Source organism: Streptomyces sp. OR43 (assembly GCF_008042275.1).
Taxonomy (GTDB): domain Bacteria; phylum Actinomycetota; class Actinomycetes; order Streptomycetales; family Streptomycetaceae; genus Streptomyces.
Genome location: NZ_RDBK01000007.1, coordinates 17,260 through 39,326 on the forward strand (window position 1 = coordinate 17,260; position 22,067 = coordinate 39,326).

Consider the following 22,067-nt stretch of genomic DNA (forward strand, 5'->3'; position numbering starts at 1 on the left):
AACCGGAGAGCCCGCTTTGGCTCCACCGTCGCGCCCGGCTCCACCGTCAACGCCCGGGTATCCCATCTCCTCGTGGCACTGCCGCCACCCGCGCAGGAGACGTCTTCGACGCACGCGACCGCGGAACCACCGAATCCTCGTCCGGCTCGCGCCCCGGCTCATGTCGCCCTCGGCACCTCGATCTCGTAGACCAGCGCGTACACGATGTCCCGGGCCTGGCGCAGGTCGTAGCCCGTCGCGTCCAGGATCACCTTGAGGGCGCGCATCGTGTCGCCGCCCAGCATGAACATGCGCGCGTCGGCCTGTGCCTCGGCCGGAACCGGCAGACTGCGGGCTCGTCGAGGATCCACGCTCCGCGGGATCTTCGGCAGCCCGCCCTCCTTCTTCCTGCCCCCGAACACGTTGGCCCCCAACTGCTCATCCATGCCGCCTGTTTGTGGAGCGGATTCTATGCGGACCGGCCCGCGGGCGGGTTTCGGCGTCCTCTCCGACGCCGACAGCGGAGGTTGTTTCAGCAAGTCGTGAGTGAACGCCGAATTACGGGGCACGAGGATGGTCGCGACAGGAACCGTGTGGCTGTCAATTTCAGGTCAGCCAGGTAGTACCGGTCGAATGCGAGGAAGCCGCTGCAGAGCGACTTCCTCGTAATCGCCTAAGAGACTTGATGATGGGAACTGACATGATTCTTCTCGGTGCGATACTGCTCATAATCGGCCTGCTGGTCGGCGTGTCCCTGCTGACCACTATCGGCGGTGTGCTCGTCGTGGTGGGCGCCGTTCTGTGGATCCTTGGTGCCAGTGGGCGCAAGGTCGGCGGACGCAGGCACTACTTCTGATCCTCTCCCGCCGGCCGGCCGGCAATGGCTGAAGGCAGTGACGTGTGGGTGGGCCGCGACGGTATATCGTCGCGGCCCACCCACACGTCACCGGTCATTTTTCCGGAATGACCGAAGGCGAATTGTTTATGGAAGGCATGCGCCGAGGAACGGGCTATGCGCCGTCGTCGCCCTCGCGCAGGGAATGAATCATGCTCCGCAGGATGCGGAGCGCGCCTGCCTGTTCGGGCTCGGTCAGGCCGGCCAGCATTCTGACCTCGACGGCCCGGACCGCGGCGGTCGCCTTCTCCAGGCTCTGCCTGCCGCGAGGCGTGAGCCGTGCGGGTAGGACCTTGCCGACGGATGCCTCTGCGGGCCTGGTCACGTAGCCGTCCCGTTCCAGGGCTTGGAGCAGCACGTTCATCGACTGCCGAGTCACGAACGCGCCCCGCGCGAGCTCGGAGTTCGACAAACCCGGCCGTTGGGCCAGCAGCTCGAGGCAGGAGTAGTGCGTCACGCTCATCCCGAGCGGCCGCAGCACCCCCTCCATGGCTGTGCGCAGGGCGCTCGAAGCCTCTTTCAGCAGGTACCCCAGTGATGTGTCCAGGTCGATGCCGGCGCCGCTTTGACTCATGTCAGTATTCTGACATACCGTGGTTCGTGTCAGGAATCTGACATGAAAAGAAGGAGCGTCATCATGCCCGCCACCGGCCCCGACTTCATTTCGCTCCAGGTGCGCGACCTCGCCGCATCACAGGCGTTCTACGAGCAGTACCTCGGCCTCGTCCGTTCACAGGCAGGACCTCCGCACGCCGTCGTCTTCGAGACGAAGCCGATCGCGTTCGCACTCCGCGACGTCATTCCCGGCACCGATCTGGCAGCCGTTGCGCAGCCCGGCATCGGTGCCGCGATCTGGCTCCACGCCACCGACGTCCAGGCCATCCACGATGCTCTCGTCGCCGAAGGTCGCACCATCGTCTCCGCACCGGTCGACGGTCCCTTCGGCCGGACCTTCACCTTCGCCGACCCGGACGGCTACCACGTCACGCTCCACGACCGGACCTGATACACCGCGACGGCACCAGAGGACTCCGCCACCCGTTCAGGAAGGCCCGGCCGCCTCCTCGCCGGCGGCGATACCCAACTGGCGCGCCACGGTGGTCAGGGCCGCTCCGAGCGGGAGCGCGATACGGGCGACGGCGTGCCGATCACCCCGGGTGAGGTCCCGGTTCACGATCAGCACGGGCTTGCCCTCCTGGGCTGCGTAGCGGACGAACCGGAGCCCGGACATCACCGTCAGCGAGGAACCCAGGACCAGCAGCGAGGCCGCTTCACGGACCAGGCCGCGACAGTGCTCGACCCGCTGCGGGGGCACGGCTTCGCCGAAGAACACCACATCGGGTTTGAGGATGCCGCCGCAGTTCGTGCAGGACACCACGTGGAAGTCCCCGACCTGGTCGTCGGTGAGGTCGGCGTCACCGTCCGGATTGATCGTGGCGGCCACCGGCTCGAAACCCGCATTGGCTTCCTCCAGCCGCCGGGCAAGGTCGCGACGCGGGCTCACGGCGCCACAGGAAAGACATACGACCCGGTCCAGGCTTCCGTGGAGTTCCACCGCGTCCTCGCTGCCCGCGGCCTGGTGCAGCCCGTCGACGTTCTGGGTGATCACACCCGAGAGGAGGCCGTGCCGCTCGAACGCGGCCACGGCCCGGTGTCCGGCGTTCGGGCGGGCCCGCCCGAACGTACGCCAGCCGAGGTGGCTACGTGCCCAGTACCTGCGACGGGCCTGGACTCCGGCGGTGAAGTCCTGGTACGTCATCGGAGTGTGCCGGCTCAGGCTCCCGCCCTCGCCCCGGTAGTCGGGGATGCCCGACTCCGTGGAGATGCCCGCCCCGCTGAGCACGAGCACACCGCCGGTGCGGAGCGCGTCGGCGACCGGCGCCAGGTCGGTGGTGGCGGGAGGCAGATCCTCGGTGGGGGCCCAGCTCAGGGTGGGGCGCATACGCATCTCTCCAGGGTACGGAACAGGTGGCGGCACCCGCTCGCCCGTCGGCAGCGCCCTCCTCCGCTCCGCCGTCGGTTGTGACGGTAGGCATGCGGCTCATCGCCCGGCGTGCGCAAGGAGTGGTCGTCGACCCGGTGCGGCGCGCCTCGGCCGAGGCGACGGCCACGGGTGGAGGATCGGCAGGGGGGCGGGCCCTGCCGCTTCGGGACGGGCCGGCACCATACACACCGCGTGGAGAGGCCCGGCCTTGACATCATGGAGCGAACCCCTGGACGACGGCCGCTACGGGGAGGCGTTTTTCCGTCCCGAGCAGGCGGGGGAGCGGGAGCGCATCGACTTCGGGTCCCTCGCCTACGACGACTTCACCATGGCGCGCCTGCGGGCTGTCGGGGCCGGCCCGGGCTGGCGCTGCCTCGACGTCGGTGCCGGCACGGGCACGGTGTCCTGCCGGCTGCTGCAGGAGGCCGGGGTGGAGAGCGTGCTCGCCGTGGACCGCGACGTACGGTTCCTCGGGGACCGGTCCTTGCCCGGGCTCGAGGTACGGGAGGCCGACATCACACTGCCGGGCTTTGCCTCCGGCCGCTTCGAGCTCGTCCATGCCCGCTTCGTGCTGATGCACCTGCCCGAGCACGAACGCATGATCACGGCATTGGCCGAACTGGTCGCGCCCGGCGGAGTACTGGTGCTCAGCGACGCGGTCGACCTGACGAGTGACCGGACGCCCGGCACCCCGTACACCGCGGCCATGCGCGCCATGTGGCAGGGTCTGCGCACCGCGATCGGCACCGATGTCTCCTGGGTTCCGTCGTACCCGCAGCTGCTGCGCGGGGCGGGGCTCACGTCCGTCGCCGCCGAGATCCACGTGCCACCGCTGCTGCCGGGCAGTGCCATCAGCCGCTTCTGGGAGGACACCTGGGAGCGCAGCAGGGCCGCGATGCTCGCCACCGGGCTGGTCGACGATGCGGCCGTGGACGCGGCGGTCCGCTACGTGAGGTCGGACGAGTGTGCCGCCTTGTCGGCCGGCATGCTCACGGCCTGGGGGCGGAGACCCGGGGAGGACACGGCATGAGGCACCCGGCGCCGCGCGGCCGACTGCCACGCGCAGGTGGAGGGCCCGGGTGTGCTGCCTCGGGACGCGGGTAGTCGAAACGACGTCCGGAACCCGGATGCCCGCGAAGCAGGAGGAGGAAGGCCATGGCAGTGCCGAAGACGAGCGTGCTGGTGCTGGACTGTGCGGAGCCGAAGGAACTGGCCGACTTCTACGCCATGCTGCTCAACGCGGAAGTCCACGTCGGCAACGAGCCCGATATCGTCGAGGTCGTGGGCCACCGAGGGGTGCATCTCGCGATCCGCAGGGACCACGGTTACGCGCCGCCGAGTTGGCCGCGGCCCGATGATTCCCAGCAGGCACATCTGCGCATCCTGGTGGCACGGGAGGATCTCGACGAGGCGGAGCGTGAGGCCGTCGGCCTCGGCGCGCGTCCTCTGGGCGCGAAGGACACCGAGGGTGTCCGTGACGCGCGTCTCTATTCCGATCCGGCCGGACACCCCTTCACGCTCGCCCCACCCGGCTGATTCCCCGGGCGGGCCTGCGCGCCGCTGACGAACCCACGAACCCACGAAGGAGTCCGTATGTCCTCATCGATCGTTGAGACCGTAGATATGAAGGCCCCGGTGTCCATCAGCTGGGCACTGTGGAGTGATGTGACGCAGTGGCCCACCTTCCTGAGCCATGTCCAGCGTGTCGATCCGCTGGACGACCGACGGTTCGCCTGGCAGCTCGCGCTGCCGGGGGTCGACAAGAGCTTCGTCGCTGAACTCACCGAGGTCGTGGCGGAGGACCGGATCGCCTGGAAGACGACGGAGGGCGTCCACCACGCCGGTGTGGTCACCTTCCATCGGCTGGACGACGAGTCGAGTCGGCTGACCCTGCAGATCGAATATGACCCCCAGGGATTCGTGGAGCACCTGGGCGCCCTCACCAATCTGGACTCGGTCCTGGCCAACTACGACCTCGGTGAGTTCCAGAAGCTGGCCGAGCGGACCGCCGCGGGCGACGTGCCCCAGGGCGGGCCCCGCCCGCGGTGATCCGCCCAGGGTGCCCGGGGGCAGGTGCCGGCGCCCGGCGGCGGGCGCCGGCACCTGCCGCATCGGCTACCTCACAGCCGTCGGCCGGCGGGACAGGCTCGTCGCGGCCCGCACGTCCGTGAGCGGCCGCAGCCGGTACGTGTACGTGTAGTTCCGGTCGGCGAGCAGCTTGTACGCATCGTGTGTGTGCGCGCCCCAGCTGTTGTCGCCGCCGACGCCCATCTGCCGGTGGTTGACCCGCAGGATCACCTCGTCACGCGGCGTGAGCTGGTAGTCGTGGCGGGCTCCGACGGACAGGTCCTCCGGTGTGAAGTGGGAGGCGTTCACCTCCAGCAGCTCGTCGCCGCTGACGAGCAGGCCGCGACCGTGCCGGTCGGTGAGCGCCGCCCAGCGCACGTCGGTCCTGTTCCCGTTCTCCTGCGGCCGCAGGTACGGGCTCCACTGCCCGGTGACGGTTCCGGACCAACGCCCCACGTCCGTACCGTCCTTGCGGTCCCAGTGGCTTTCGTCGGGGCCGCGACCGTAGTAGTGGAACTGCTCCAGTGCCGCGGGAAGGCGCAGGATCGTCCCGATCTCGGGAATGTAGGGGAGGGAGGGGTCGCCCGKAGCGAGTGTGTTGTCGACCTTGATCTCGCCGTTGCCGAAGACGGTGAAGGTCGTGGCGAAGGCGGATGCGGTGCTCGTCGGCAGCGTTCCCCGCACCGCGATCTCGACGGCACGCCCTTGCAGCCCGCGCACCGTCACCTCGGTCACCTTGCGCCGTGCCCCCGCGTCCCGCCAGGTCTGATTGCGGGTGTGCTGGCCGTTGCCGCGGTCGTTGTCGGTCGGGGCACGCCAGAAGTTGGGCACCGGGCCGGAGTCGAGGAGCTTCGTGCCGGCCGCCTCGTACGACGTGATGACGCCGGTCGACCTGTCGATGACGACCTCGAAGCCGCGGCCGGTGACGGTGATGCCGGGGTCACCGTCCCGGAACGACAGCTCGGGCACCCCGGCCAGCGGAACAGGCACGATCTCCGGGCTGTTCCCGCCGAGGGGCAGCTGCACCCGCGCCACCTCGAAGCCCTCGTCCGCCCACGGTGTGCGTTCCCTGGTCGTGAAGGACAGCTGGAGGAAGTACTCGGTCCCGGGCGCGGGGTTGCGCGGCAGTTCCACCGGCAGCGTGATGGTCTTCCCCGTCATCGGCGATACGTCGAGCTGGTCGCGGCGGATGCTGCCGCGCCGCACCGTCTCGCCGTCGGCCGAGAGCTCCCAGGAGCCGTTGTACGTACGGAGATTGGTGAACAGGTTCTCGTTCCTGAGGGTGATTTCGCCGGGCGCGGCGTCGTCCGCACGGGTCGCGTGGATCGTCTGGAGGATCCGTTTGACCTCGGCCGCCTTGCCCGTGTGGCGTCGGTCGGGCAGGACGATGCCGTCGCCGGCGAACGCACCGTCGTTCGGGTTGTCGCCCCAGTCGCCGCCGTAGGCGTAGAAGGTCTTCGCTCCCGCCTTCTTCTGCTCGTATTGGGCGGTCCGCGCGTCGAACCAGAAGCGCACGCCGGCGTCGCCGGGACCACGCCCGTCGTCGGCGAGTTCGGCGGCCTTCAGGGCACGCGCGTACACCCGGGCCATGCGGATCGTTCCGCTGAACTCCCGTGTCGGGTTCTCCACTTCACCGGCGAGGGAGAGCGAGGCCGTGTTGCTGCTGGGCTTGCGGTCCGTGTTCCTCGTGGCCTTGGCCTCGCCGTCCACGTACAGGGTCAGCGTTCCCGCGTCCGCGTCGAAGACGCCCGCGACGTGATGCTCCCTGCCCGTCCAGCCGTCGTCCGGGGTCGTCCAGGAGGCCGCGATCCACTGCCCGTTCGCGTAGATGTAGAACTCCAGGCCCTTGTCGGCCTGCTTCAGCGCGTACTGGGTGTCGCCCTTCGCCAGGATCGGCTGGTGGAAGCCGCGGACGTGCGGGGTCAGCCAGGCCTCGAGGGTGAGCGACCCGGTCAGATCGAGCCGGTCGTCGCGTGCGAAGACGGTCGCGCCGCTGACGCCCTGCTCGCGGCTGAACGAGCCCGAGGGGTTGATGACCTCGCCCTTCAGACCCGTGGGCCCCGTCTCGGTGAGCAGCTTGCGCGAAGGCGTCGGCCAGGTCAGCGCCTGGTCGACGAAGTCCCAGATCCAGCCGCCCTGCAGGACGTCGTAGCGGCGGACGACGTCCCAGTACTCCTTGAAGTTGCCGGTCGAGTTCCCCATCGAGTGGGCGTACTCGATCATGACGTAGGGCCGGGTGTCGGAGGTGTCCTTCGCCCGGGCCTCCACCCGGCTCGGCGACTCGTACATTCTGGAACGGATGTCGCTGGTGGCGGGACCGTCGTCGCCCTCGTACTGGATGACGCGGGTCGGATCGTAGGAGCGGATCCAGTCATGCATGGCCCGGAACGCGGACCCGGAGCCGGCCTCGTTGCCCAGCGACCAGATCACGACACAGGCGTGGTTCTTGTCGCGGTGGACCATGTTCTGCGCACGGTCCACGCACGCCTCGGTCCAGTCGGCCCGGTCGGTCGGGTACCGGTCGCGGACGCCGTGCGTCTCCAGATTTGTCTCGCCGACGAGGTAGAGGCCGTACTCGTCGGCGAGTTCGAGCCAGAGCGGGTTGTTGGGGTAGTGCGAGGTACGGACCGAGTTGATGTTCAGCCGCTTGACGAGCGTGATGTCCTCGACCAGATCGGCACGGCTGAGAGCCGAACCGCGATCGGGGTGCATCTCGTGACGGTTGGTGCCGCGGAAGGTGACCGGCTGCCCGTTGATGCGCATCAGCCCGTCCTTGATCGCGAACTCGCGCAGGCCCACCCGGTGCGAAAGCGTCTCCACGACCTTGCCGGAGGGATCGCGGAGCTGAAGGACGGCGGTGTACAGATACGGGTCCTCCGCAGACCACAGGCGGGGTGAAGGTACGGCCCTGGCGCCCGTGACGGTCACCTCGCCGCCGGCCGGCGAGGCGCGCTGGGCCAGCGGACGCGACCACACCGCGTGCCCGCCGGCGTCGTACAGCTGTGTCTCGACCGTGTAGGCCCCCGAGCCCGCGTCGCCCGTGGAGTCCCGTACGTGGGCGGTGACGGACAGTGCGGCGGTGGTGAACCCGTCCCCGAGCGGGGTGTCGAGCTTGAAGTCGCGCAGCTGGACACCTGGCGTCGAGTACAGATACACCGACCGGAAGATGCCGCTCAGCCGGATCATGTCCTGGTCCTGGAGCCAGTCACCGTCGGAGTAGCGGTAGACCTCGACGGCGATCTGGTTGGTGCCGTCCTTCAGGTACGGGGTGATGTCGTACTCGGCCGGGGTGTACGAGTCCTCGTGGTAGCCGGTCAGATAGCCGTTGATCCACACGTAGTGGGCGGCCTTGACCCCCTCGAAGTGCAGGAACGTGCGCCGGCCCGCCCAGCCTCCGGGCACCGTGAAGGAGCGCCGGTACTGGCCGACGGGGTTGTACCGGGTCGGCGCGGCCGGCGGCTGGGCGTCCTCGCCGAGCCCGTTGGGGCCCCACCACGGGTAGGTGATGTTGACGTAGACCGGATAGTCATGGCCGTGCAGCTGCCAGGCCGAGGGGACCGGGGTGTCCTCCCAGGCGGAGTCGTCGAGATCGGTGCGGTAGAAGTCCGCCTGCTTGTCGGCGGGCCGGTCCACGTACGCGAACTTCCACGTCCCGTCGAGGCTCTGACGCCAGGGAGACGTGGTGCGGTCGGTGGTGAGAGCCTGCTCCAGGTTCGCGTACGGCATGAGCGTGGCGTGCGGGGGCTCGGTGCCGAGCCGGAAGACGTCGATGTGGCCGTTCCACTCGTCGCCGCCGGCCGGGATGTCGCCGGTGGCGGCGAAGGCGCGGGCGACGGGCGGTGCGCCGGAGAGAACGAGGCCGCCCAGCACGGCGGCGCCCGCCTCGATGAGACGGCGACGGCTCACGTATCCGCGCTGAGGGTCGGAGTGGGGGGACGAGTTCGGGTGGGCCATGGCAGGGCCTTCCTAGTGCGCCAGGACGTGCAACTGGTGTGAGGGGTGACACCTGTTGAGACGCGCCCACCCTAGAAAGGGAACACAACCACCACAATGACAACGTCAGATTTTGTTGTTTTCTGACGGCTGTGCGCCCTGGGCCGGCCCGGACCTCCCGGCCCGCCCCGCCCGCTCAGGCCACGGTGACAGCAGCGGATCGAGCACCGTCCGCAACGCGGCGTCCATGATCCACGGCCGGGTGCCACGCCATGCGAATGGCCGAATAGGGATATGCGCGACGCCGACCGGACCGTGCGATTGCCGCGGCCACGCAGCTCCCGATGACGCGCGGTCCCGCCGACGGGCAGGTCGGCAGGACCGGAATGGGCCGGGGCGCCCGCTGGTAAACTGAACGCACGCTTCGAGACCGCCGGGGCCCGTACCAAGAGGTACGGGCCCCGGCGCGTGCCGGGCGCCAGGCCGAGGAAGGTTCCCCCATGAACGCGAAGCAGTCTGCCCCGAAGGGCGGCCCCACAACGCCGCGGACGGCTGCCCCCGGCCTGCCCCCGGCCGAGTCCTTCGACGCGCTGGGGCTGCCGCCGGAGCTGACGGCGACGATGACCGGCCTCGGCGTGACGGAACCCTTCCCGATCCAGGCGGCCACCCTGCCCAGCGCGCTGGCCGGGCGTGATGTCCTCGGCCGCGCGCGGACCGGCTCCGGTAAGACGCTCGCCTTCGGGCTGGCGCTGCTGGCGCGGACGGCAGGCCTGCGGGCGGAGCCGAAGCGACCGCTCGCACTCGTCCTAGTCCCGACCCGGGAACTCGCGCAGCAGGTGAGCGACGCGCTGGCTCCGTACGCGCAGGCCATGAACCTGCGGCTGGCGACCGTGGTGGGCGGGCTGGCGATCAACCGGCAGGCGGCCCAGCTGCGGGCCGGCGCCGAAGTGGTCGTCGCGACTCCGGGGCGGCTCGCCGACCTCGTATCGCGTCGGTTCTGCGAGCTGCAGCAGGTCCGGATCACCGTGCTCGACGAGGCGGACCAGATGTGCGACCTGGGGTTCCTGCCCCAGGTCTCGGAAATCCTGGACCAGGTCCGTCCCGACGGACAGCGGCTGCTGTTCTCGGCCACGCTCGACCGCAATGTCGACCAGCTGGTGCGGAACCATCTCCACGAGCCGGCCGTGGCCTCGCTCGACCGAGTCGCGGGCTCGGTCACCACGATGGAACACCATGTGCTGAACATTCACCCCGCCGACAAGTACGCGACCGCGACCGAGATCGCCGCGCGGGACGGCCGGGTCCTGATGTTCCTGGACACCAAGGCCGGCGTGGACCAGTTCACCCGGCACCTGAGGGCCAGTGGTGTACGGGCCGGCGCCCTGCACAGCGGGAAGTCGCAGCCGCAGCGCACCCATACCCTCGCCCAGTTCAAGGACGGCGAGATCACCGTACTGGTGGCCACCAACGTCGCGGCGCGAGGCATTCACATCGAGGCACTCGACCTCGTCGTCAACGTCGACCCGCCGGCCGACGCCAAGGACTACCTGCACCGTGGCGGGCGTACGGCGCGCGCCGGCGAATCCGGGAACGTCGTCACCCTGGTCACACCCAACCAGCGGCGGGACGTCAACCGGATCATGACCGAGGCCCGAATCCGCCCGACCGTCACCCAGGTGCGCTCCGGCGAGGAGAAGCTGACAGCCATCACCGGCGCGAAGCGCCCGCCGATCGAGGGCAAGGGCAGCGGCAACGCCCCCTTCCGGGGCATGGGCACACGCCCGGGCCGCCCGAAGGAGTCCCGCAAGACGGCCGACGCCCGCAGGACAGCGGAAGCACGCGCGGCCGCTCGGGTACGCAAGGGCCGTTGACCCGGACGGACTTCACCGGCACGGTCCCCGACCGCGAGGCGCCTGTACGGCGGTCTGCCGCGGTCTCAGGCCGTGCCCGCAGGGTGTGGTGCCCGGTGGGCGCAACGTTCCTCGGGCTTCGCTCTCCTCGGCGAGCCGGCGGCGGAGACTGAGCGTCAGGTGCTCCGTCATGGCCTCGGCCGCGCGGTCGGGCTTCCTGCTGAGGTGATCCCAGGGAACGCGAATCGAGCATCCTCTCACCGCGCGAGAGGCGTGTTCCGGGGAGTCGGGGCAGTCCCGGAACCGTGCGCAACGGTGGGACGCCCCCCGTGGCTGGTGTGATCACTGCGTCCGAGCTGGTCGGGGCAGCGTGCTGCCGGGCCTTGTGCGATCGCCCAGTGACAGTCAGGCGGGGGATGCGTCGCCTCGACCGGCCGCGATGGCGCTGTGGACGCAGTCGCGGAGCAGGTCGCGGCGCCGGGCGTGTACGTCATCGGGTTCTTGGCTGTTGGCCGCGTAGACGTTGCTGACCGGTGACCAGGCCATGGACATGGCGATGACCATGGCCATGATGTCGAAGGGGTCGCCTGCGCGAACCCGCCCGGCGGCCTGGGCCTCGGCGATGGCGGTGAGCTTGCGGTCGTCGTAGTGCTGGTGCATCTCGACGAGGTGACCGTCGGGGCGGCGCTCCAGCCGCGTCCAGGTTGCCAGCCGGATGAGGTCGGGGCGGCGCAGGTATTCGTCGTAGAGGCGGACAGCCCAGTCCGCGAGATCGTCGGCGTCGATGGGCACGACATCGGTGATGCGCTCCAGCGAGCTGAGGAAGATCGCGTCGAAGAGCCGTTCCTTGTCGCCGAAGTAGGCATAGAGCTGTGCCTTGTTGGTGCGCGCTGCCGTCACGATGCGTTCGATCCGCGCCCCGGCGATGCCGTGCTGGGCGAACTCTTCGGTGGCGGCGTCCAGGATGCGCTGGTAGGTCGCGGCGCCTCGCGAGGTCTGGGGCTGTTCCGGCATGTCCGCACTCTACCAAACAGAACAGTTGGTTTGCCTGTGGGCTGCAGTCGCCCGTACGCTGCAACAGACAGAACAGTCTGTTTAAGGAGTCAGGTATGCGAACGACCATCGGATGGCGGGCGGCCGGCCCGACAGCGCTGCGGCGCACGGCGCTGGAGCGCCGTGACCTGCGTCCGGACGACATCGCGGTGCGGGTCGACTACTGCGGCGTGTGCCACACGGACCTGCACGCCCTGCACGCCTACGACCAGGACACGGAAGCGCCCCTGGTGCCCGGTCACGAATTCACCGGCGTGGTGACCGATATCGGCCCCGGGGTGACCGCCTTCTCGGCAGGCGACCGCGTCGCGGTAGGCAACATCGTCGACTCCTGCGGCATGTGCGCCATGTGCCAAGCCGGACAGGAGAACTTCTGCCACTCCTTCCCGACGCTGACCTACGGCGGCACCGACCGGCAGGACGGGGCGGCCACCCTGGGCGGCTACTCCCGCGAGTACGTCGTGCGCGACGCCTTCGCCTACCCGCTCCCCTCGAACCTCGATCCGGCCGCAGCCGCCCCGCTGATGTGCGCGGGCATCACCGTCTGGGAACCCTTGCGTTCGTTGGGTGTGGGCCCCGGCAGCCGCGTCGCGGTGGCCGGCCTGGGCGGCCTGGGTCACCTCGCCGTCAAGATGGCCGTGGCGCTCGGCGCCACCACGACCGTCATCAGCCGTAGCTGGGACAAGCGCGACGACGCCCGCTCGCTGGGCGCTCACGACCTCATCGCCTCGACCGACACCCGGGAGATGGCCGCGGCGCGCGACACCTTCGACGTCGTCATCGACACCATCTCCGCCCCTCACGACCTCGCCCCCTATCTGAAGCTGGTGGCGATGGACGGCACCCTCAGCCTTCTCGGGTACCTGGGCCCGCTCACGGTCGAGGCCATGGACCTGCTCATCGGCCGCAAGAAGCTCAGTTCCGCGGGCAGCGGAGGCCGTCCGGCCACGGCCGAGATGCTCCAGTTCTGCGCCGACAACGGTGTCGCCGCCGACGTCGAGGTACTGCCGTCAGCACAGGTGAACACGGCGCTCGACCGCCTCCGGCGCAACGACGTCCGCTACCGCTTCGTCCTCGACATGTCCGACCTGGCCTGAGGGGACCATCGGCCGGGCCATCGCGTGATCACATACGGCCGGGCGCAGACCAGCAAGAAGCGGACCGACTGCCGGGACCCGTCCGTGCTCAAGGCAGGCGGGCTGGACCGGCCCCGCAGGGCCGGTCTCCTGCCGAAGGCCCACGCAGATGTGCGCTCGGCCCTGGACCGGCGGCGAAGTTTCCTGCCCCGCCGCCGCTCCAGGTCAAGGTCAAGGCATGCGGGACAACGGAACCGAGAACAACAGCCGTTCGGGAATCACTTGGGACTTCCAGGTGCTGCTCGCGTCCTCGTTCACCCACTTGGCATTCTTGTCAGCAGCCCATTCGGTCTGGCTCCACACCGTCTTCGTGCTCCACCAGAGCGACAGCCCCTGGGACTTCGCGGCCCAGCACGCGGTCGGTGCGTCGGTGCCGGTGCACGTCGTGGTCTTCACGCCGGTGGCGTCACGACGTTGGTAGACGCCGCGCTGGCCGACACCGCCACGGTGCCTGGGCAGGTACCAGGACCGCTGTCCGGTCGCCGGGTCCCGGTAGGAGAGGGCGCCCTGCGCTCCAGCCATGTCGGCCGTGAACATCTCCGACACATTCGCGTACCCCGACGAGTCCTTCACCAGCGCCTTACCCGACTCCGATGGCGCAGCCAGTCGGTAGCCCCACATCTTGCCGGTCTTGGGGGTGCCGGAGGGCTGGTACTCGTTCAGGACGATGCTGTCCGGAGTGGCACTGCGGTCGAGGGAGACGTGGGCGGGGCAGACGATGCCCGTGGTGGAACCGCACTTCTTGCTCAGGCCGTACGAGCCGATGGCCGGCATGACGTACTGGTAGCCGTGGGCCGAGTAGCCCCCGGAAACCCTGCCGATCGCATTGCTGCTCACGGTGGCCTGCAGGATGTGGTTCATGGAGAAGACGTACAGGGCGTTGGTGCTGGGGTCCCCGCCCTTGGCAGTGACGATCAGCTTGTCCCCGAACCACACCATGCCGCCCAGCTGGACCCCGGCGTTGTCGAAGTTGGCACCGCCTTCGGTGGGAATCACGAGCAGCACCCAGCGATAGGAGAGCGCGCTGGGGTCGTTGGCGTTGATGAAGGCCACGCGCGCCAGATGCTGCCCGTTGGGATCGTTGTTCAGCATGGCGGGAAAGTCGGTGAACAGACCGTCGTTGGACTTCCAGCCGGACAGCAGGACCTTGTCGTCACCCCACAGGCCGTCGTCGTCCGCATCGCCCGAGGAGGTCACGCACTGCGGGAGCCAGCGCTGGGTATACGCGTCGCCCGTGTCCCAGCAGTAGGCGGAAGCGGGGGCCGGGTTCACGGGGAACGCCTTCACCTCTTGCGGGTAGCAGGCGGCGGAGTTCCTCATCGTGTGGTTGGCGCCGGCCAGGACCTCGGCCACCCCGACGTTGTCCAGGCGGGAGTCGAGCTCTGCGAGTGGCGCTGGAGACCCTGCGCTCTTCGAGCCGGAGCTCGGCTGCCTCCGTGGTGCTGGAGAGGGGTCTGACCTCGGCGTAGGTCTCGTCCTGGATCTGGGGAGCACCTGGGGTTGTCCCCGATGCCGCCAGGCTGAGCACGGCCGCGGCCAGTACTCACCACTTCCGACTTCTGTGCATGTCGCCCCCACTACTGAAACCTCACGCCATTGAGATGGGAGTGAATAGCGTGATGCGTCAACTGTCAAACAGACATGAGTACTTGACGAGGTCTACCGGTGGCGGGACCGGGGCGGCGGCCTGGGCGCCGCGAGCGGCCGAAGGAAGCCGGTGAGCCGGGCGCATCCCGGACTTCGGCGTGGAGCAGGGTCATTCCCGCCACGGACCACGCCTCCCACCTGCGACGGCGCAGCCGCGTGGTGTGCATCTCACTGCGTAGGCTGTCGGCTCGTATGTCCGTCTGCGGTGTCCACGTGCACAGGGACGGCTTTTCGTTCGACCCGGAGGACCGAGCTGTGCCCGACCGACCTGAGATTGTCTGCATCTGCGGCTCCACCCGGTTCGTGGACGAGATGAGCGCGGCGAACCGTGATCTGACCTTCGCGGGTGTCATCGTCGTCGCGCCGGGCGTCTTCCTGCGCGCCGAGGATCGCGGCGCGGACGAGTGGATCACCAACGAGCAGAAGACCGCGCTGGACGCCCTCCATCTGCGCAAGATCGACCTGGCTGACCGGGTTCTGGTCGTCAACCCCGGTGGGTATGTCGGCGAGTCCACGAGCAGGGAGATCGCGTACGCCCACGCCACCGGCAAGCCGGTCTCGTTCACCGATCCCCTCTGACCAGTAGCCCCTTCGTGGTGCGCGCGGGCACACGGCGGTCGGGACGACGGCCTGGCGGTTTCACACCGCGGCGCCCCGGCGGCCCTGGGGCGGCGCACCCGCCTGCGGGACGGGCCGACGAAGGTGACGTGCACCTCCCGCAAAGCCCCCTGGATCCTTGCCCGTTCCGCAGAGGGGGTGAGAGGGGCGGCCGCCGTGGCCGACGCGTTCCGCGCGACAGCCGCCCGCGATCGATGCCTGCTCACTGCGGATGCGCCCCTGCACAGGTCGCCGACGGGCAGTACGCCCAACGGGTCCGCGTGCACAACGCGCTCCGCCCGTCTCCGCAACCTCGCGGAAGCCACGCGCCACATCCCCGTCTCGACGCTCACGAAATTCTCAACTGTCCGTCACCGAGACCGGTACGGTCAGCGGCATGGAGAAGATCCCGACCCTGTTTGTCCGCAACTTCAGCGCCCGCCCTGCCGTCGTGCTGCCGCAGGTCACCCCGGGCTGCGAGTGGGTGGTCGACGGGGAAGGCACGGCAACCAGGAAGTACGACGGCACGTGCGTCATGCTCGACGAGGCCGGGCGCTGGTGGGCCCGCCGTGAGGTCAAGCCCGGCAAGACCCCACCGTCCCACTACCTGACGGTCAGCACCGATGCCGAGACCGGCAAGGCCGTCGGGTGGGAACCCATCGAGCAGGCCGCGTTCGCGAAGTTCCACGCGGAAGCCCTCGACAACCGGAGCACCGAGAAGCCGGGTACCTACGAACTCCTCGGCCCGAAGATCAACGGCAACCCGGACGGCTACGTCGGCCACGTCCTCATGCCCCACGGCTGGTCCGTCCTGTCCGTCCGGCAGGACTTCGCGACCGCCCCCCGGGACTACGAAGGCCTCCGAGCCTGGCTGCGCGCCCGGCCGTACGAGGGGATCGTCTGGCATCACGACGATGGCCGCCTGGCCAAGCTGAAAGGCCGTGACTTCCCGACACCGTGACGCCCCGCCGCACACACACCTCTCACTGACCAGGGTCGCGACGGGAGCGGCGACGGCGCCCCAACCTGCGGCCCGGAGTGCCGAGATGCATGGTGAGCGGGTGGCCCGGCCACAACACCGTCCGCCCCGGCCCGGATCTCCGCCCGGCTCTCCACCGGACACGGCCGACGCAGCCCTTCGCCGTCGAGGTGCCACGAGTTCTGGAATTCCGTACTCACGCGGGGCAGGCGGCCCCGTGCCCGTCGTGCTTCGGCTATGCGTGGTTGGACAGTTCGGGTCTACGGCCCTCGCGGCTACGCGTCCGCAGCGGGGGAGTCGATGTCCTCCATGAAGCTCAGCAGCTGGGCGTTGACGAGGTCGGGGTGGTCGATCTGCGGGCCGTGGCCGGTGGCTGCGGTGATCGCGGTTCGTGCGCCGGGAATCAGGCGTGGGACGCCTGCCAGTGACCTTGGGCTCGGCAACGCCGTCGGCCGCTGGGGCGGAAGGCCATGGCCACGGGCCTGTCAGCCCGCCGCCGGCCGGCGGCGGGCTGACGAGAGTGCTGATCCGGTCCGGAGCACGGGCCGTGCCGGCTCGGCTCGCCTGCGGCGGGACGCGTTGATCATGTCGCTGCTGGTGCGACCTGCACGCGTTCACCTGCCCGGCCGGCCCGGACATCTGCCCCCATGGTGCTCCTAACGGACGGACGAGGGGGACCAATGGTCCGTGGCACCCCTCGCACGCGTCCGGCACATGGCGGGCCGGGCTCACTTGTGGATGCGCGTCACATTGTGGCTGTCGACGTTGACCTCATTGTGGATCTCCCCGACATGGAAGTCGATCAGTCCGCACAGCAGGCAGCCCGGGCTGTTGGCCGGGGGAGACGGGGGCGTGGGACAGCCCTTGGCAAGTCTTCGGTCGCGGTCGGCATCCGGGCCGCGGTTAGCTCCGTCATCGCCGGGCCCACGCGCACCGGCGGTGTCGAGAAACTCGTCTACGAGTTGCTCGACAAGGATCTTTCGTGGGACGAGGCGCAACGCGAGTTCATGCGTATCCATAGGCCGCAGTCCCTGCTGCAGCGACTCATCGAACCGGAGGAGATCGCCCACATGGTGGTCATGGTGGTCTCCCTTGCTTTTTCGTGCGCATCAGCGACCACGGGCGGCACCCTGCGAGTGGACGGCGGCTACGCGGATGCGATCCTGCCCTGAGTCCGGCCGGCAGGGGTGTGGCCCGATTGATGCCGCGTACGCCGTCAGCGGGCACGCATCCGGGGAACGGCGCCCCCGGATGCGTGGTGTCCCTCAGGTCTGCGGACGGCTGCCGTGGTTTGCGCCGTTCTTGCGGCGGGCCTTCTTCTTGCGACGTCGTTTCGAGGACATCAAACTCTCCTTGATCTGCATCGTTCGAATGTTTCTGCCGATTTGTCGCCTGCGGCGATCATTGACCCCTTACCCACTCGCACGGTGAAAAACTCTCTCATCGAGTTTGCCCGTGTGATGGCTTTCGCTAGGTCCGTCATCAGCCGCGCACCCCCCCACATCGGTGCGCCCGGCCCGCACAGATCGGACTTTCCGTATCGGACGCGGGTGCCACCCTGTTGCGCCGTCACTGAAGGCGGATCCGGTGCCGCGGCAGCAGCCGCGTCGTCGGCGCAACACGCCTCGCTCACCGCACAGACCTGTCCCGGCCTCTCCGCGGCAAGTCAAGCGGATTGGCGCAGTCCGTCATCATGCGCCAGGGATGTGCAGGCGCGATCGCGGCCGGTTGAGGCAAGGAGGATGGCGGGGCCTTGCGACATGCTCGGCGGAGACGGGAGGGCGGGGCTTGCAGAACCACCCCCGCAGAAGCACGTCGATCACGCTGTGGTCGCCGAAGCGCGGGGCCGCGCGGACATCGCTTCCATGCATGCCACGTTCCGGTAGGGGTGCGCCGAAGCCGAAGCCGAAGCCGAAGCCGAAGCCGAAGCCGAAGCCGAAGCCGAAGCCGAAGCCGAAGCCGAAGCCGAAGCCAGCCGCGACTGCGCCGGGGGTCGGCGGCTGCGACTGTCAGGGTTCTGCGGCTGGAGGCATGAGTCTCCGTACCTCGCCAAGCGCCAGGAGTCATCCGTAGCCGAATATCCGCCCTATGAAGTACGCGGCAAAGAAGACCGATCCCAAGAGGATCAGTCCTGCCCAGAGCCTGGGGTGTTCCCAGATACCTCCGTCTGCCGGTTGCCGATGGACTTCGCTTATGGAGCCCTCGGCCGGTGGTGTCTCTCCCGGTGGAGTCAGTGAGATAGCCATACCTCCAGCTTCTCCCCATCCAGCCGCCCCTGCAGCGCGCGAAGGCTTGGCTGCCCCGGGAGCCCGTTCCTGGGTGGGGCAACTGCAATCCGAGATCTTGCAGCGCCGACGTTCTCATCCGTGACGCGCCGTTGCCCATCCATATGCTCGGGGTCACTCAGGACCACTCCACACTCGAGCAGCGGCGCTCGCGCGAGCGGGGCCTTGCGGGCCCCCGCATCGGTGGTGTCACTCCTGCCCCGGGAAGGAGACGTGGGCCGGCAGAGGCATCGTTCGGCGCCCACCGCGCGCGCCGGTCCGAGCCTTCCACGGGCTGCGCGGTCAGTCAGCTTCCTCCCTGGCGGCCACCTTCTCTCCGGCATTGCTGCAGTCGGTATGGCCCCGCCGGGTGGCGTCGAAGCGGTGGGCGCGACAGGTGACGCGTGTGGCGGGCGGAAAGACGCGGCCGAGGGGGAGACAGGGGGTACGCCCGAGGGGCGGGCCGCTGTAGTGACGCCATCCGGCGATCAGGTCGGGTCATGCGGCAGCGGGAGGCTGCGGCGCCTGATCAACGGCCTCACGGGCGGGTTCCTCGATAACTTCTGAGAATCAGGGAAGCCGGAGCGATATCTGAAAAAGTCCCTGCCGTATGTGAGGAGCTGTCATGACCACCTTTGTCATCACTGTGCCGGGAACCTTTGTTGTCGGCGTCACAGATACGTCCTGCGCGACTCTGGAGGGCAAGCTGGCTGAGCAGCACACCAACCTGAGCGAAAGTCAGGGGCTCGATCTGCTCAGTGTCAACGACGACGGCACTTTCTCCATCCGCCTCGAAGTCGAAGCCGCGGACCGGTACCAGGCGGAACTGAATGCCGTGGGGCTCGTATCGACGGCGCTGCAGGAGACGGGATTCTCGGAGGAGGACGCCCCGTTGGGAACGCCTGCCGTCACCGGGATCGACAGCGACCTCTGACATTGAGGCGACAATGAGCGTTTTCAGCGTGGCCACCGATCGGGTGATGGGCGATGTTGGGTCAGGATATGGAACCAACAGGGCTCCCGTGCCGTTGAGGGAGGTGTGAACGTGCAGGTCGTCACGGACCCGGCCGGGCAGAGTCTGTGGCTGTCGCCAACGCTGCCAGGCCGGACCCACGATCTGACGGCCGCCCGCACCCACAAGATCCTCCGGATCTGCGCACGCCACGGGGTCCCGGTCCTCGCCGACATGGCCTATATCGGTGCGGGCGACTGGGTCACCACCGCCAAGCGCCTCCCACCAGGCGGCGAACTCACCACCACCGAGCGAACCGAGAACCGGGCCCTGTCCGAGGCCCGGGCACCCGTCGAACGAGGCATGGCACGACTGAAGTCATGGCAGATCTTCCGCTGCTCCCGGATCAGCCCCAACCGCATGAGCGTTATCACCAAAGCTGTCCTCACCCTGGAGAAACAACGCTGAGAACGCTCACTGGATCAGGTCGGTGTGCGGATGCTCGGGGGAGGCCGGGCAGACGTAGATCTGCATGTTGTCGGTGCTGCCGACTTCGACCTTGGTCGGCTGCGAGGGGTCCTGGCCACAGCAACGCCCGGCGGCATTGGCGACGGGCTGGTCTTCGGTAGGCGCCCAGTTGTGTCCCTCACCGCCGTCCCATTCGTAGGAGGCGATGGTCAGCAGCGGAACCATCTGCACATCACAGACAGTGCAGTATCGGGGTATGGGGTCGGTGCGGCCCCACGGAGGCCAGCCGCCGACTTTCCAGCCGGGCGCGTCAGCCAGATGGACATCATAGAAGTCCCGCGGACAGTCCGCGTGCTCGGAGCCGTCCACGTCGACGTCGGTCGCCCGCCATCTGCTCCAGTCCTCCACCATCAGCAGCATCTGCGGGCTCAGATCGAGGCTGTTGGGGTATTCGGTTATTGCCTCCGGTGCCAGCACGCACGGCTCCGGCAGATAGCCGTCACCGTTCACCTCGTATGGTTCGGGCGGTGTGACGAGGATGTCGACGACCTCGGCGGCGGACCGCCAGAACAGTGCGGTTGACGGCTTGTGATGCGGATCATGGTCGTAGGGGCACCACAGAACCTGGAGCAGATCGGCCTGTCCGGGCAGTCGCAACAGGGGTACGTCGCGCAGATACAGCTGGGCCACGGGCAGCATGGGGACCGGGCAGTCCGCGGGTGGAGGGCCCACGGCGAATCGCTCTGCGAGCATCGCGGCGTTCTGCTCCTTGACCGCCGCCTCCTCGGGCGTTGTCCCACGGCCATGGTGATCGCGGTGCCACCGGGCCTGCATGCGTCTCTTGAGTCGCACGTCGGCCGGCGACTGGCGGAACCCGCTGTCCACGTGCAGGTGCGAGGCTTCACAGTGCGGCCACGGCTCTCCAGCCGGCCACAGCAACGGCCCCCCGACCGAGCTGTCCTCGACAGAAGGCGCGCCGGGACGAGGGTGCAGCCGAACCGCAACACGCGCCAACGGCGCCAGCTCGGGAAAGACCGCGGCCACGTCCACGCGCCGCGGCGGAGTAGTACGTACGAGAACCATGCCGGTGATCCTGCCACCAGCACGGGGAGGTACGCCGTGGCTGAAACACCGGCCGAGCCGAGGATTGCGGCTCCGTTGAGGAAGCCGTCGAGCATGCTCCACATGAGGACAAGCGTGGTCATCTCGTGTGTGGCAGACGTTCCGGGGTCGTCACCGAAGTAGAGGCCCGGTACCGAGACTGCCCAGGCAGGACTCCTGGGCGTCGTACAGCGGTCGCGGCCCGCTGTAGGCGAGCACTGCGTCAGGCGTGCCGACCGCCTCCGGGACGGCCATGACCCGCCGTTGAGGTGTCCGCCGCCGCGGCGCACCAGGGCCTGCGCCTTCTACGGCACCGTCACCGTCGCAGCGATCCGGCTATGGCTTCGGCCGTGATCCATCGACATCCTTCAGGCGCGTGAGGGATCGGCATGGTCCCGGTTTCGGCGGAGCGGCAGCAGTTGGCTGAGAGCGATGAAGAAGAGCCCAGCGAACAGGAAGGCGATTCCGCCGAAGAAGCGGACATCCCAGGAAACGCTCGGCAAGATTCCAAAGTAGAGGAGGCTCTGCAGAAGCGCGGACGCGCCCGTGAGCAGGCCACCGAGGCCGTGGAGCCTCGGCCTGGTGACGTGGCGGCGCGCCGTGGGCAGGATCCACCCCGTCCGCAGTGTCACGATTCCCAAGGCGATTGCCAGCAGCCCCAAGAACCCGCCTGTTCCTACTGCCCATGCCATGGTGTCGCTCCGCTCCGACCGCTAACAGGCCAGAAACGCGAGTTACTCCCGGCCCGAAGATGCCCACATGGTTGCAGCACCTGGTGGTGCCTGACCATGCCGGTACCAGGCAGTTTCCGCGCTTCAGCACTGCCCTATGTGCGCCGACTGCTCAAGATTCGCCGGACACGACCTGGAGCCTCCCCCTGAGTGGTGGACACGCTGATACTGGATCTGCTTGATCCGGAGGAAGCGAGAAGACCGCCGATGGCGATGAAGGACTACTCGGACGAGTTCAAGACCGATGCCGTGGACCTGTTCGAGTCCACACCTGGGGCGACCTACAAGAGCATCGCCGCCGACCTGGGCATCAACAGGAACACCCTGCGGAACTGGGTGCTGCGGGCCCGCGAAGTCCGGGGCGTCGGCCCGGACGCTGCCCGGAACACCGGGACAGTGTCCCGGGCAGCGCAGGTGACAGCGGCCGCGGA

General features: G+C 68.7%; 22 protein-coding genes and 3 pseudogenes. 13 read left to right on the forward strand and 12 right to left on the reverse strand.

Annotation, left to right across the window (positions count from 1 at the left end):
- Positions 1-158: 158 nt before the first annotated feature.
- The gene (locus EAO72_RS03735) at positions 159-425 is read right to left on the reverse strand and encodes a hypothetical protein (RefSeq protein ID WP_148015777.1); all 267 of its coding nucleotides are present in this window, start codon (positions 423-425) and stop codon (positions 159-161) included.
- 254 nt (positions 426-679) lie between these two features.
- Between EAO72_RS03735 and EAO72_RS03740 the strand changes: the two genes are divergently transcribed.
- Positions 680-835, forward strand: coding sequence for a hypothetical protein (locus EAO72_RS03740; protein WP_148015778.1), 156 nt, complete (start codon positions 680-682; stop codon positions 833-835).
- A gap of 154 nt (positions 836-989) precedes the next feature.
- Here EAO72_RS03740 and EAO72_RS03745 read toward each other — a convergent pair whose 3' ends face one another.
- The gene (locus EAO72_RS03745; RefSeq protein ID WP_148015779.1) at positions 990-1,448 is read right to left on the reverse strand and encodes a MarR family winged helix-turn-helix transcriptional regulator; all 459 of its coding nucleotides are present in this window, start codon (positions 1,446-1,448) and stop codon (positions 990-992) included.
- Between the two features lie 63 nt (positions 1,449-1,511).
- Here EAO72_RS03745 and EAO72_RS03750 point away from each other — a divergent pair, with 63 nt between their 5' ends.
- Complete coding sequence (locus tag EAO72_RS03750) at positions 1,512-1,880, forward strand: VOC family protein (protein WP_148015780.1); 369 nt, start codon at positions 1,512-1,514, stop codon at positions 1,878-1,880.
- Positions 1,881-1,916: 36 nt separating this feature from the next.
- Here EAO72_RS03750 and EAO72_RS03755 read toward each other — a convergent pair whose 3' ends face one another.
- Positions 1,917-2,822, reverse strand: coding sequence for an NAD-dependent protein deacetylase (locus tag EAO72_RS03755; protein ID WP_148015781.1), 906 nt, complete (start codon positions 2,820-2,822; stop codon positions 1,917-1,919).
- A 244-nt stretch (positions 2,823-3,066) separates the two neighbouring features.
- Here EAO72_RS03755 and EAO72_RS03760 point away from each other — a divergent pair, with 244 nt between their 5' ends.
- From EAO72_RS03760 to EAO72_RS03770, 3 genes are all read left to right on the forward strand, one after another.
- Positions 3,067-3,888 (forward strand): class I SAM-dependent methyltransferase, encoded by an 822-nt coding sequence (locus EAO72_RS03760; protein WP_148015782.1) that lies wholly within the window; start codon positions 3,067-3,069, stop codon positions 3,886-3,888.
- A gap of 125 nt (positions 3,889-4,013) precedes the next feature.
- The gene (locus tag EAO72_RS03765; protein WP_148015783.1) at positions 4,014-4,394 is read left to right on the forward strand and encodes a VOC family protein; all 381 of its coding nucleotides are present in this window, start codon (positions 4,014-4,016) and stop codon (positions 4,392-4,394) included.
- 57 nt (positions 4,395-4,451) lie between these two features.
- The gene (locus EAO72_RS03770) at positions 4,452-4,907 is read left to right on the forward strand and encodes an SRPBCC family protein (protein ID WP_148015784.1); all 456 of its coding nucleotides are present in this window, start codon (positions 4,452-4,454) and stop codon (positions 4,905-4,907) included.
- A 66-nt stretch (positions 4,908-4,973) separates the two neighbouring features.
- Here the strand turns inward: EAO72_RS03770 and EAO72_RS03775 are convergent, their stop codons facing one another.
- Complete coding sequence (locus EAO72_RS03775) at positions 4,974-8,879, reverse strand: glycoside hydrolase family 2 TIM barrel-domain containing protein (RefSeq protein ID WP_148015785.1); 3,906 nt, start codon at positions 8,877-8,879, stop codon at positions 4,974-4,976.
- 479 nt (positions 8,880-9,358) lie between these two features.
- Here EAO72_RS03775 and EAO72_RS03780 point away from each other — a divergent pair, with 479 nt between their 5' ends.
- Entirely contained in the window at positions 9,359-10,729 is a 1,371-nt protein-coding gene (locus EAO72_RS03780) for a DEAD/DEAH box helicase (protein ID WP_148015786.1), read from the forward strand.
- 384 nt (positions 10,730-11,113) lie between these two features.
- On the opposite strand, the gene EAO72_RS03785 is transcribed toward EAO72_RS03780, so the two are convergent.
- The gene (locus tag EAO72_RS03785) at positions 11,114-11,722 is read right to left on the reverse strand and encodes a TetR/AcrR family transcriptional regulator (RefSeq protein ID WP_148015787.1); all 609 of its coding nucleotides are present in this window, start codon (positions 11,720-11,722) and stop codon (positions 11,114-11,116) included.
- Positions 11,723-11,817: 95 nt separating this feature from the next.
- Between EAO72_RS03785 and EAO72_RS03790 the strand changes: the two genes are divergently transcribed.
- Positions 11,818-12,858 (forward strand): NAD(P)-dependent alcohol dehydrogenase, encoded by a 1,041-nt coding sequence (locus EAO72_RS03790; protein WP_148015788.1) that lies wholly within the window; start codon positions 11,818-11,820, stop codon positions 12,856-12,858.
- A gap of 210 nt (positions 12,859-13,068) precedes the next feature.
- On the opposite strand, the gene EAO72_RS03795 is transcribed toward EAO72_RS03790, so the two are convergent.
- Positions 13,069-14,250 (reverse strand): hypothetical protein, encoded by a 1,182-nt coding sequence (locus tag EAO72_RS03795; RefSeq protein ID WP_148015789.1) that lies wholly within the window; start codon positions 14,248-14,250, stop codon positions 13,069-13,071.
- A 549-nt stretch (positions 14,251-14,799) separates the two neighbouring features.
- Here EAO72_RS03795 and EAO72_RS03800 point away from each other — a divergent pair.
- Entirely contained in the window at positions 14,800-15,123 is a 324-nt protein-coding gene (locus EAO72_RS03800) for a hypothetical protein (protein WP_148015790.1), read from the forward strand.
- 415 nt (positions 15,124-15,538) lie between these two features.
- Positions 15,539-16,102: an RNA ligase 1 family protein gene (locus EAO72_RS03805; RefSeq protein WP_148015791.1), complete on the forward strand. Its 564-nt coding sequence runs from the start codon at positions 15,539-15,541 to the stop codon at positions 16,100-16,102.
- Between the two features lie 293 nt (positions 16,103-16,395).
- Here EAO72_RS03805 and EAO72_RS03810 read toward each other — a convergent pair whose 3' ends face one another.
- Positions 16,396-16,563: a hypothetical protein gene (locus tag EAO72_RS03810; RefSeq protein WP_410090007.1), complete on the reverse strand. Its 168-nt coding sequence runs from the start codon at positions 16,561-16,563 to the stop codon at positions 16,396-16,398.
- A 459-nt stretch (positions 16,564-17,022) separates the two neighbouring features.
- On the opposite strand from EAO72_RS03810, the pseudogene EAO72_RS03815 reads away from it, so the two are divergent.
- Positions 17,023-17,292: pseudogene (locus EAO72_RS03815) on the forward strand (oxidoreductase); the annotation flags it as partial.
- A gap of 93 nt (positions 17,293-17,385) precedes the next feature.
- On the opposite strand, the gene EAO72_RS43965 reads toward EAO72_RS03815, so the two are convergent.
- Together EAO72_RS43965 and EAO72_RS42450 are read right to left on the reverse strand one after the other, a co-directional pair.
- The gene (locus EAO72_RS43965) at positions 17,386-17,463 is read right to left on the reverse strand and encodes a 50S ribosomal protein bL37 (RefSeq protein ID WP_371604899.1); all 78 of its coding nucleotides are present in this window, start codon (positions 17,461-17,463) and stop codon (positions 17,386-17,388) included.
- Between the two features lie 720 nt (positions 17,464-18,183).
- Positions 18,184-18,462: a DUF6480 family protein gene (locus EAO72_RS42450; protein ID WP_410090013.1), complete on the reverse strand. Its 279-nt coding sequence runs from the start codon at positions 18,460-18,462 to the stop codon at positions 18,184-18,186.
- Between the two features lie 547 nt (positions 18,463-19,009).
- Between EAO72_RS42450 and EAO72_RS03830 the strand changes: the two genes are divergently transcribed.
- Both EAO72_RS03830 and EAO72_RS03835 read left to right on the forward strand, forming a co-directional pair.
- Positions 19,010-19,318: a hypothetical protein gene (locus EAO72_RS03830; RefSeq protein ID WP_148015794.1), complete on the forward strand. Its 309-nt coding sequence runs from the start codon at positions 19,010-19,012 to the stop codon at positions 19,316-19,318.
- A 36-nt stretch (positions 19,319-19,354) separates the two neighbouring features.
- Positions 19,355-19,804 (forward strand): annotated as a pseudogene (locus EAO72_RS03835) (transposase family protein); the annotation flags it as partial.
- 6 nt (positions 19,805-19,810) lie between these two features.
- Here EAO72_RS03835 and EAO72_RS03840 read toward each other — a convergent pair.
- The 3 genes and pseudogenes from EAO72_RS03840 to EAO72_RS03845 form a co-directional block, all read right to left on the reverse strand.
- Positions 19,811-20,887 (reverse strand): hypothetical protein, encoded by a 1,077-nt coding sequence (locus EAO72_RS03840; RefSeq protein ID WP_148015795.1) that lies wholly within the window; start codon positions 20,885-20,887, stop codon positions 19,811-19,813.
- Between the two features lie 77 nt (positions 20,888-20,964).
- A pseudogene (locus EAO72_RS43970) lies at positions 20,965-21,009 on the reverse strand (hypothetical protein); the annotation flags it as partial.
- A gap of 264 nt (positions 21,010-21,273) precedes the next feature.
- A complete protein-coding gene (locus tag EAO72_RS03845; protein WP_148015796.1) occupies positions 21,274-21,597 on the reverse strand; it encodes a hypothetical protein in 324 nt (107 codons plus the stop codon).
- A 246-nt stretch (positions 21,598-21,843) separates the two neighbouring features.
- On the opposite strand from EAO72_RS03845, the gene EAO72_RS03850 reads away from it, so the two are divergent.
- A partial coding sequence (locus tag EAO72_RS03850; protein ID WP_148015812.1) for a transposase occupies positions 21,844-22,067 on the forward strand: 224 nt, incomplete at its 3' end.

Excerpts from the sequence above, each read along its gene's own strand:
- EAO72_RS03770 (WP_148015784.1), top strand. The coding sequence starts at position 4,452 with ATGTCCTCATCGATCGTTGAGACCGTAGATATGAAGGCCCCGGTGTCC.
- EAO72_RS03805 (WP_148015791.1), top strand. The coding sequence starts at position 15,539 with ATGGAGAAGATCCCGACCCTGTTTGTCCGCAACTTCAGCGCCCGCCCT.
- EAO72_RS03750 (WP_148015780.1), top strand. The coding sequence starts at position 1,512 with ATGCCCGCCACCGGCCCCGACTTCATTTCGCTCCAGGTGCGCGACCTC.
- EAO72_RS03830 (WP_148015794.1), top strand. The coding sequence starts at position 19,010 with ATGACCACCTTTGTCATCACTGTGCCGGGAACCTTTGTTGTCGGCGTC.
- EAO72_RS03840 (WP_148015795.1), bottom strand. The coding sequence starts at position 20,887 with ATGGTTCTCGTACGTACTACTCCGCCGCGGCGCGTGGACGTGGCCGCG.
- EAO72_RS03785 (WP_148015787.1), bottom strand. The coding sequence starts at position 11,722 with ATGCCGGAACAGCCCCAGACCTCGCGAGGCGCCGCGACCTACCAGCGC.
- EAO72_RS03790 (WP_148015788.1), top strand. The coding sequence starts at position 11,818 with ATGCGAACGACCATCGGATGGCGGGCGGCCGGCCCGACAGCGCTGCGG.
- EAO72_RS43965 (WP_371604899.1), bottom strand. The coding sequence starts at position 17,463 with ATGTCCTCGAAACGACGTCGCAAGAAGAAGGCCCGCCGCAAGAACGGC.
- EAO72_RS03780 (WP_148015786.1), top strand. The coding sequence starts at position 9,359 with ATGAACGCGAAGCAGTCTGCCCCGAAGGGCGGCCCCACAACGCCGCGG.
- EAO72_RS03755 (WP_148015781.1), bottom strand. The coding sequence starts at position 2,822 with ATGCGTATGCGCCCCACCCTGAGCTGGGCCCCCACCGAGGATCTGCCT.
- EAO72_RS03845 (WP_148015796.1), bottom strand. The coding sequence starts at position 21,597 with ATGGCATGGGCAGTAGGAACAGGCGGGTTCTTGGGGCTGCTGGCAATC.
- EAO72_RS03745 (WP_148015779.1), bottom strand. The coding sequence starts at position 1,448 with ATGAGTCAAAGCGGCGCCGGCATCGACCTGGACACATCACTGGGGTAC.
- EAO72_RS03735 (WP_148015777.1), bottom strand. The coding sequence starts at position 425 with ATGGATGAGCAGTTGGGGGCCAACGTGTTCGGGGGCAGGAAGAAGGAG.
- EAO72_RS03765 (WP_148015783.1), top strand. The coding sequence starts at position 4,014 with ATGGCAGTGCCGAAGACGAGCGTGCTGGTGCTGGACTGTGCGGAGCCG.
- EAO72_RS03740 (WP_148015778.1), top strand. The coding sequence starts at position 680 with ATGATTCTTCTCGGTGCGATACTGCTCATAATCGGCCTGCTGGTCGGC.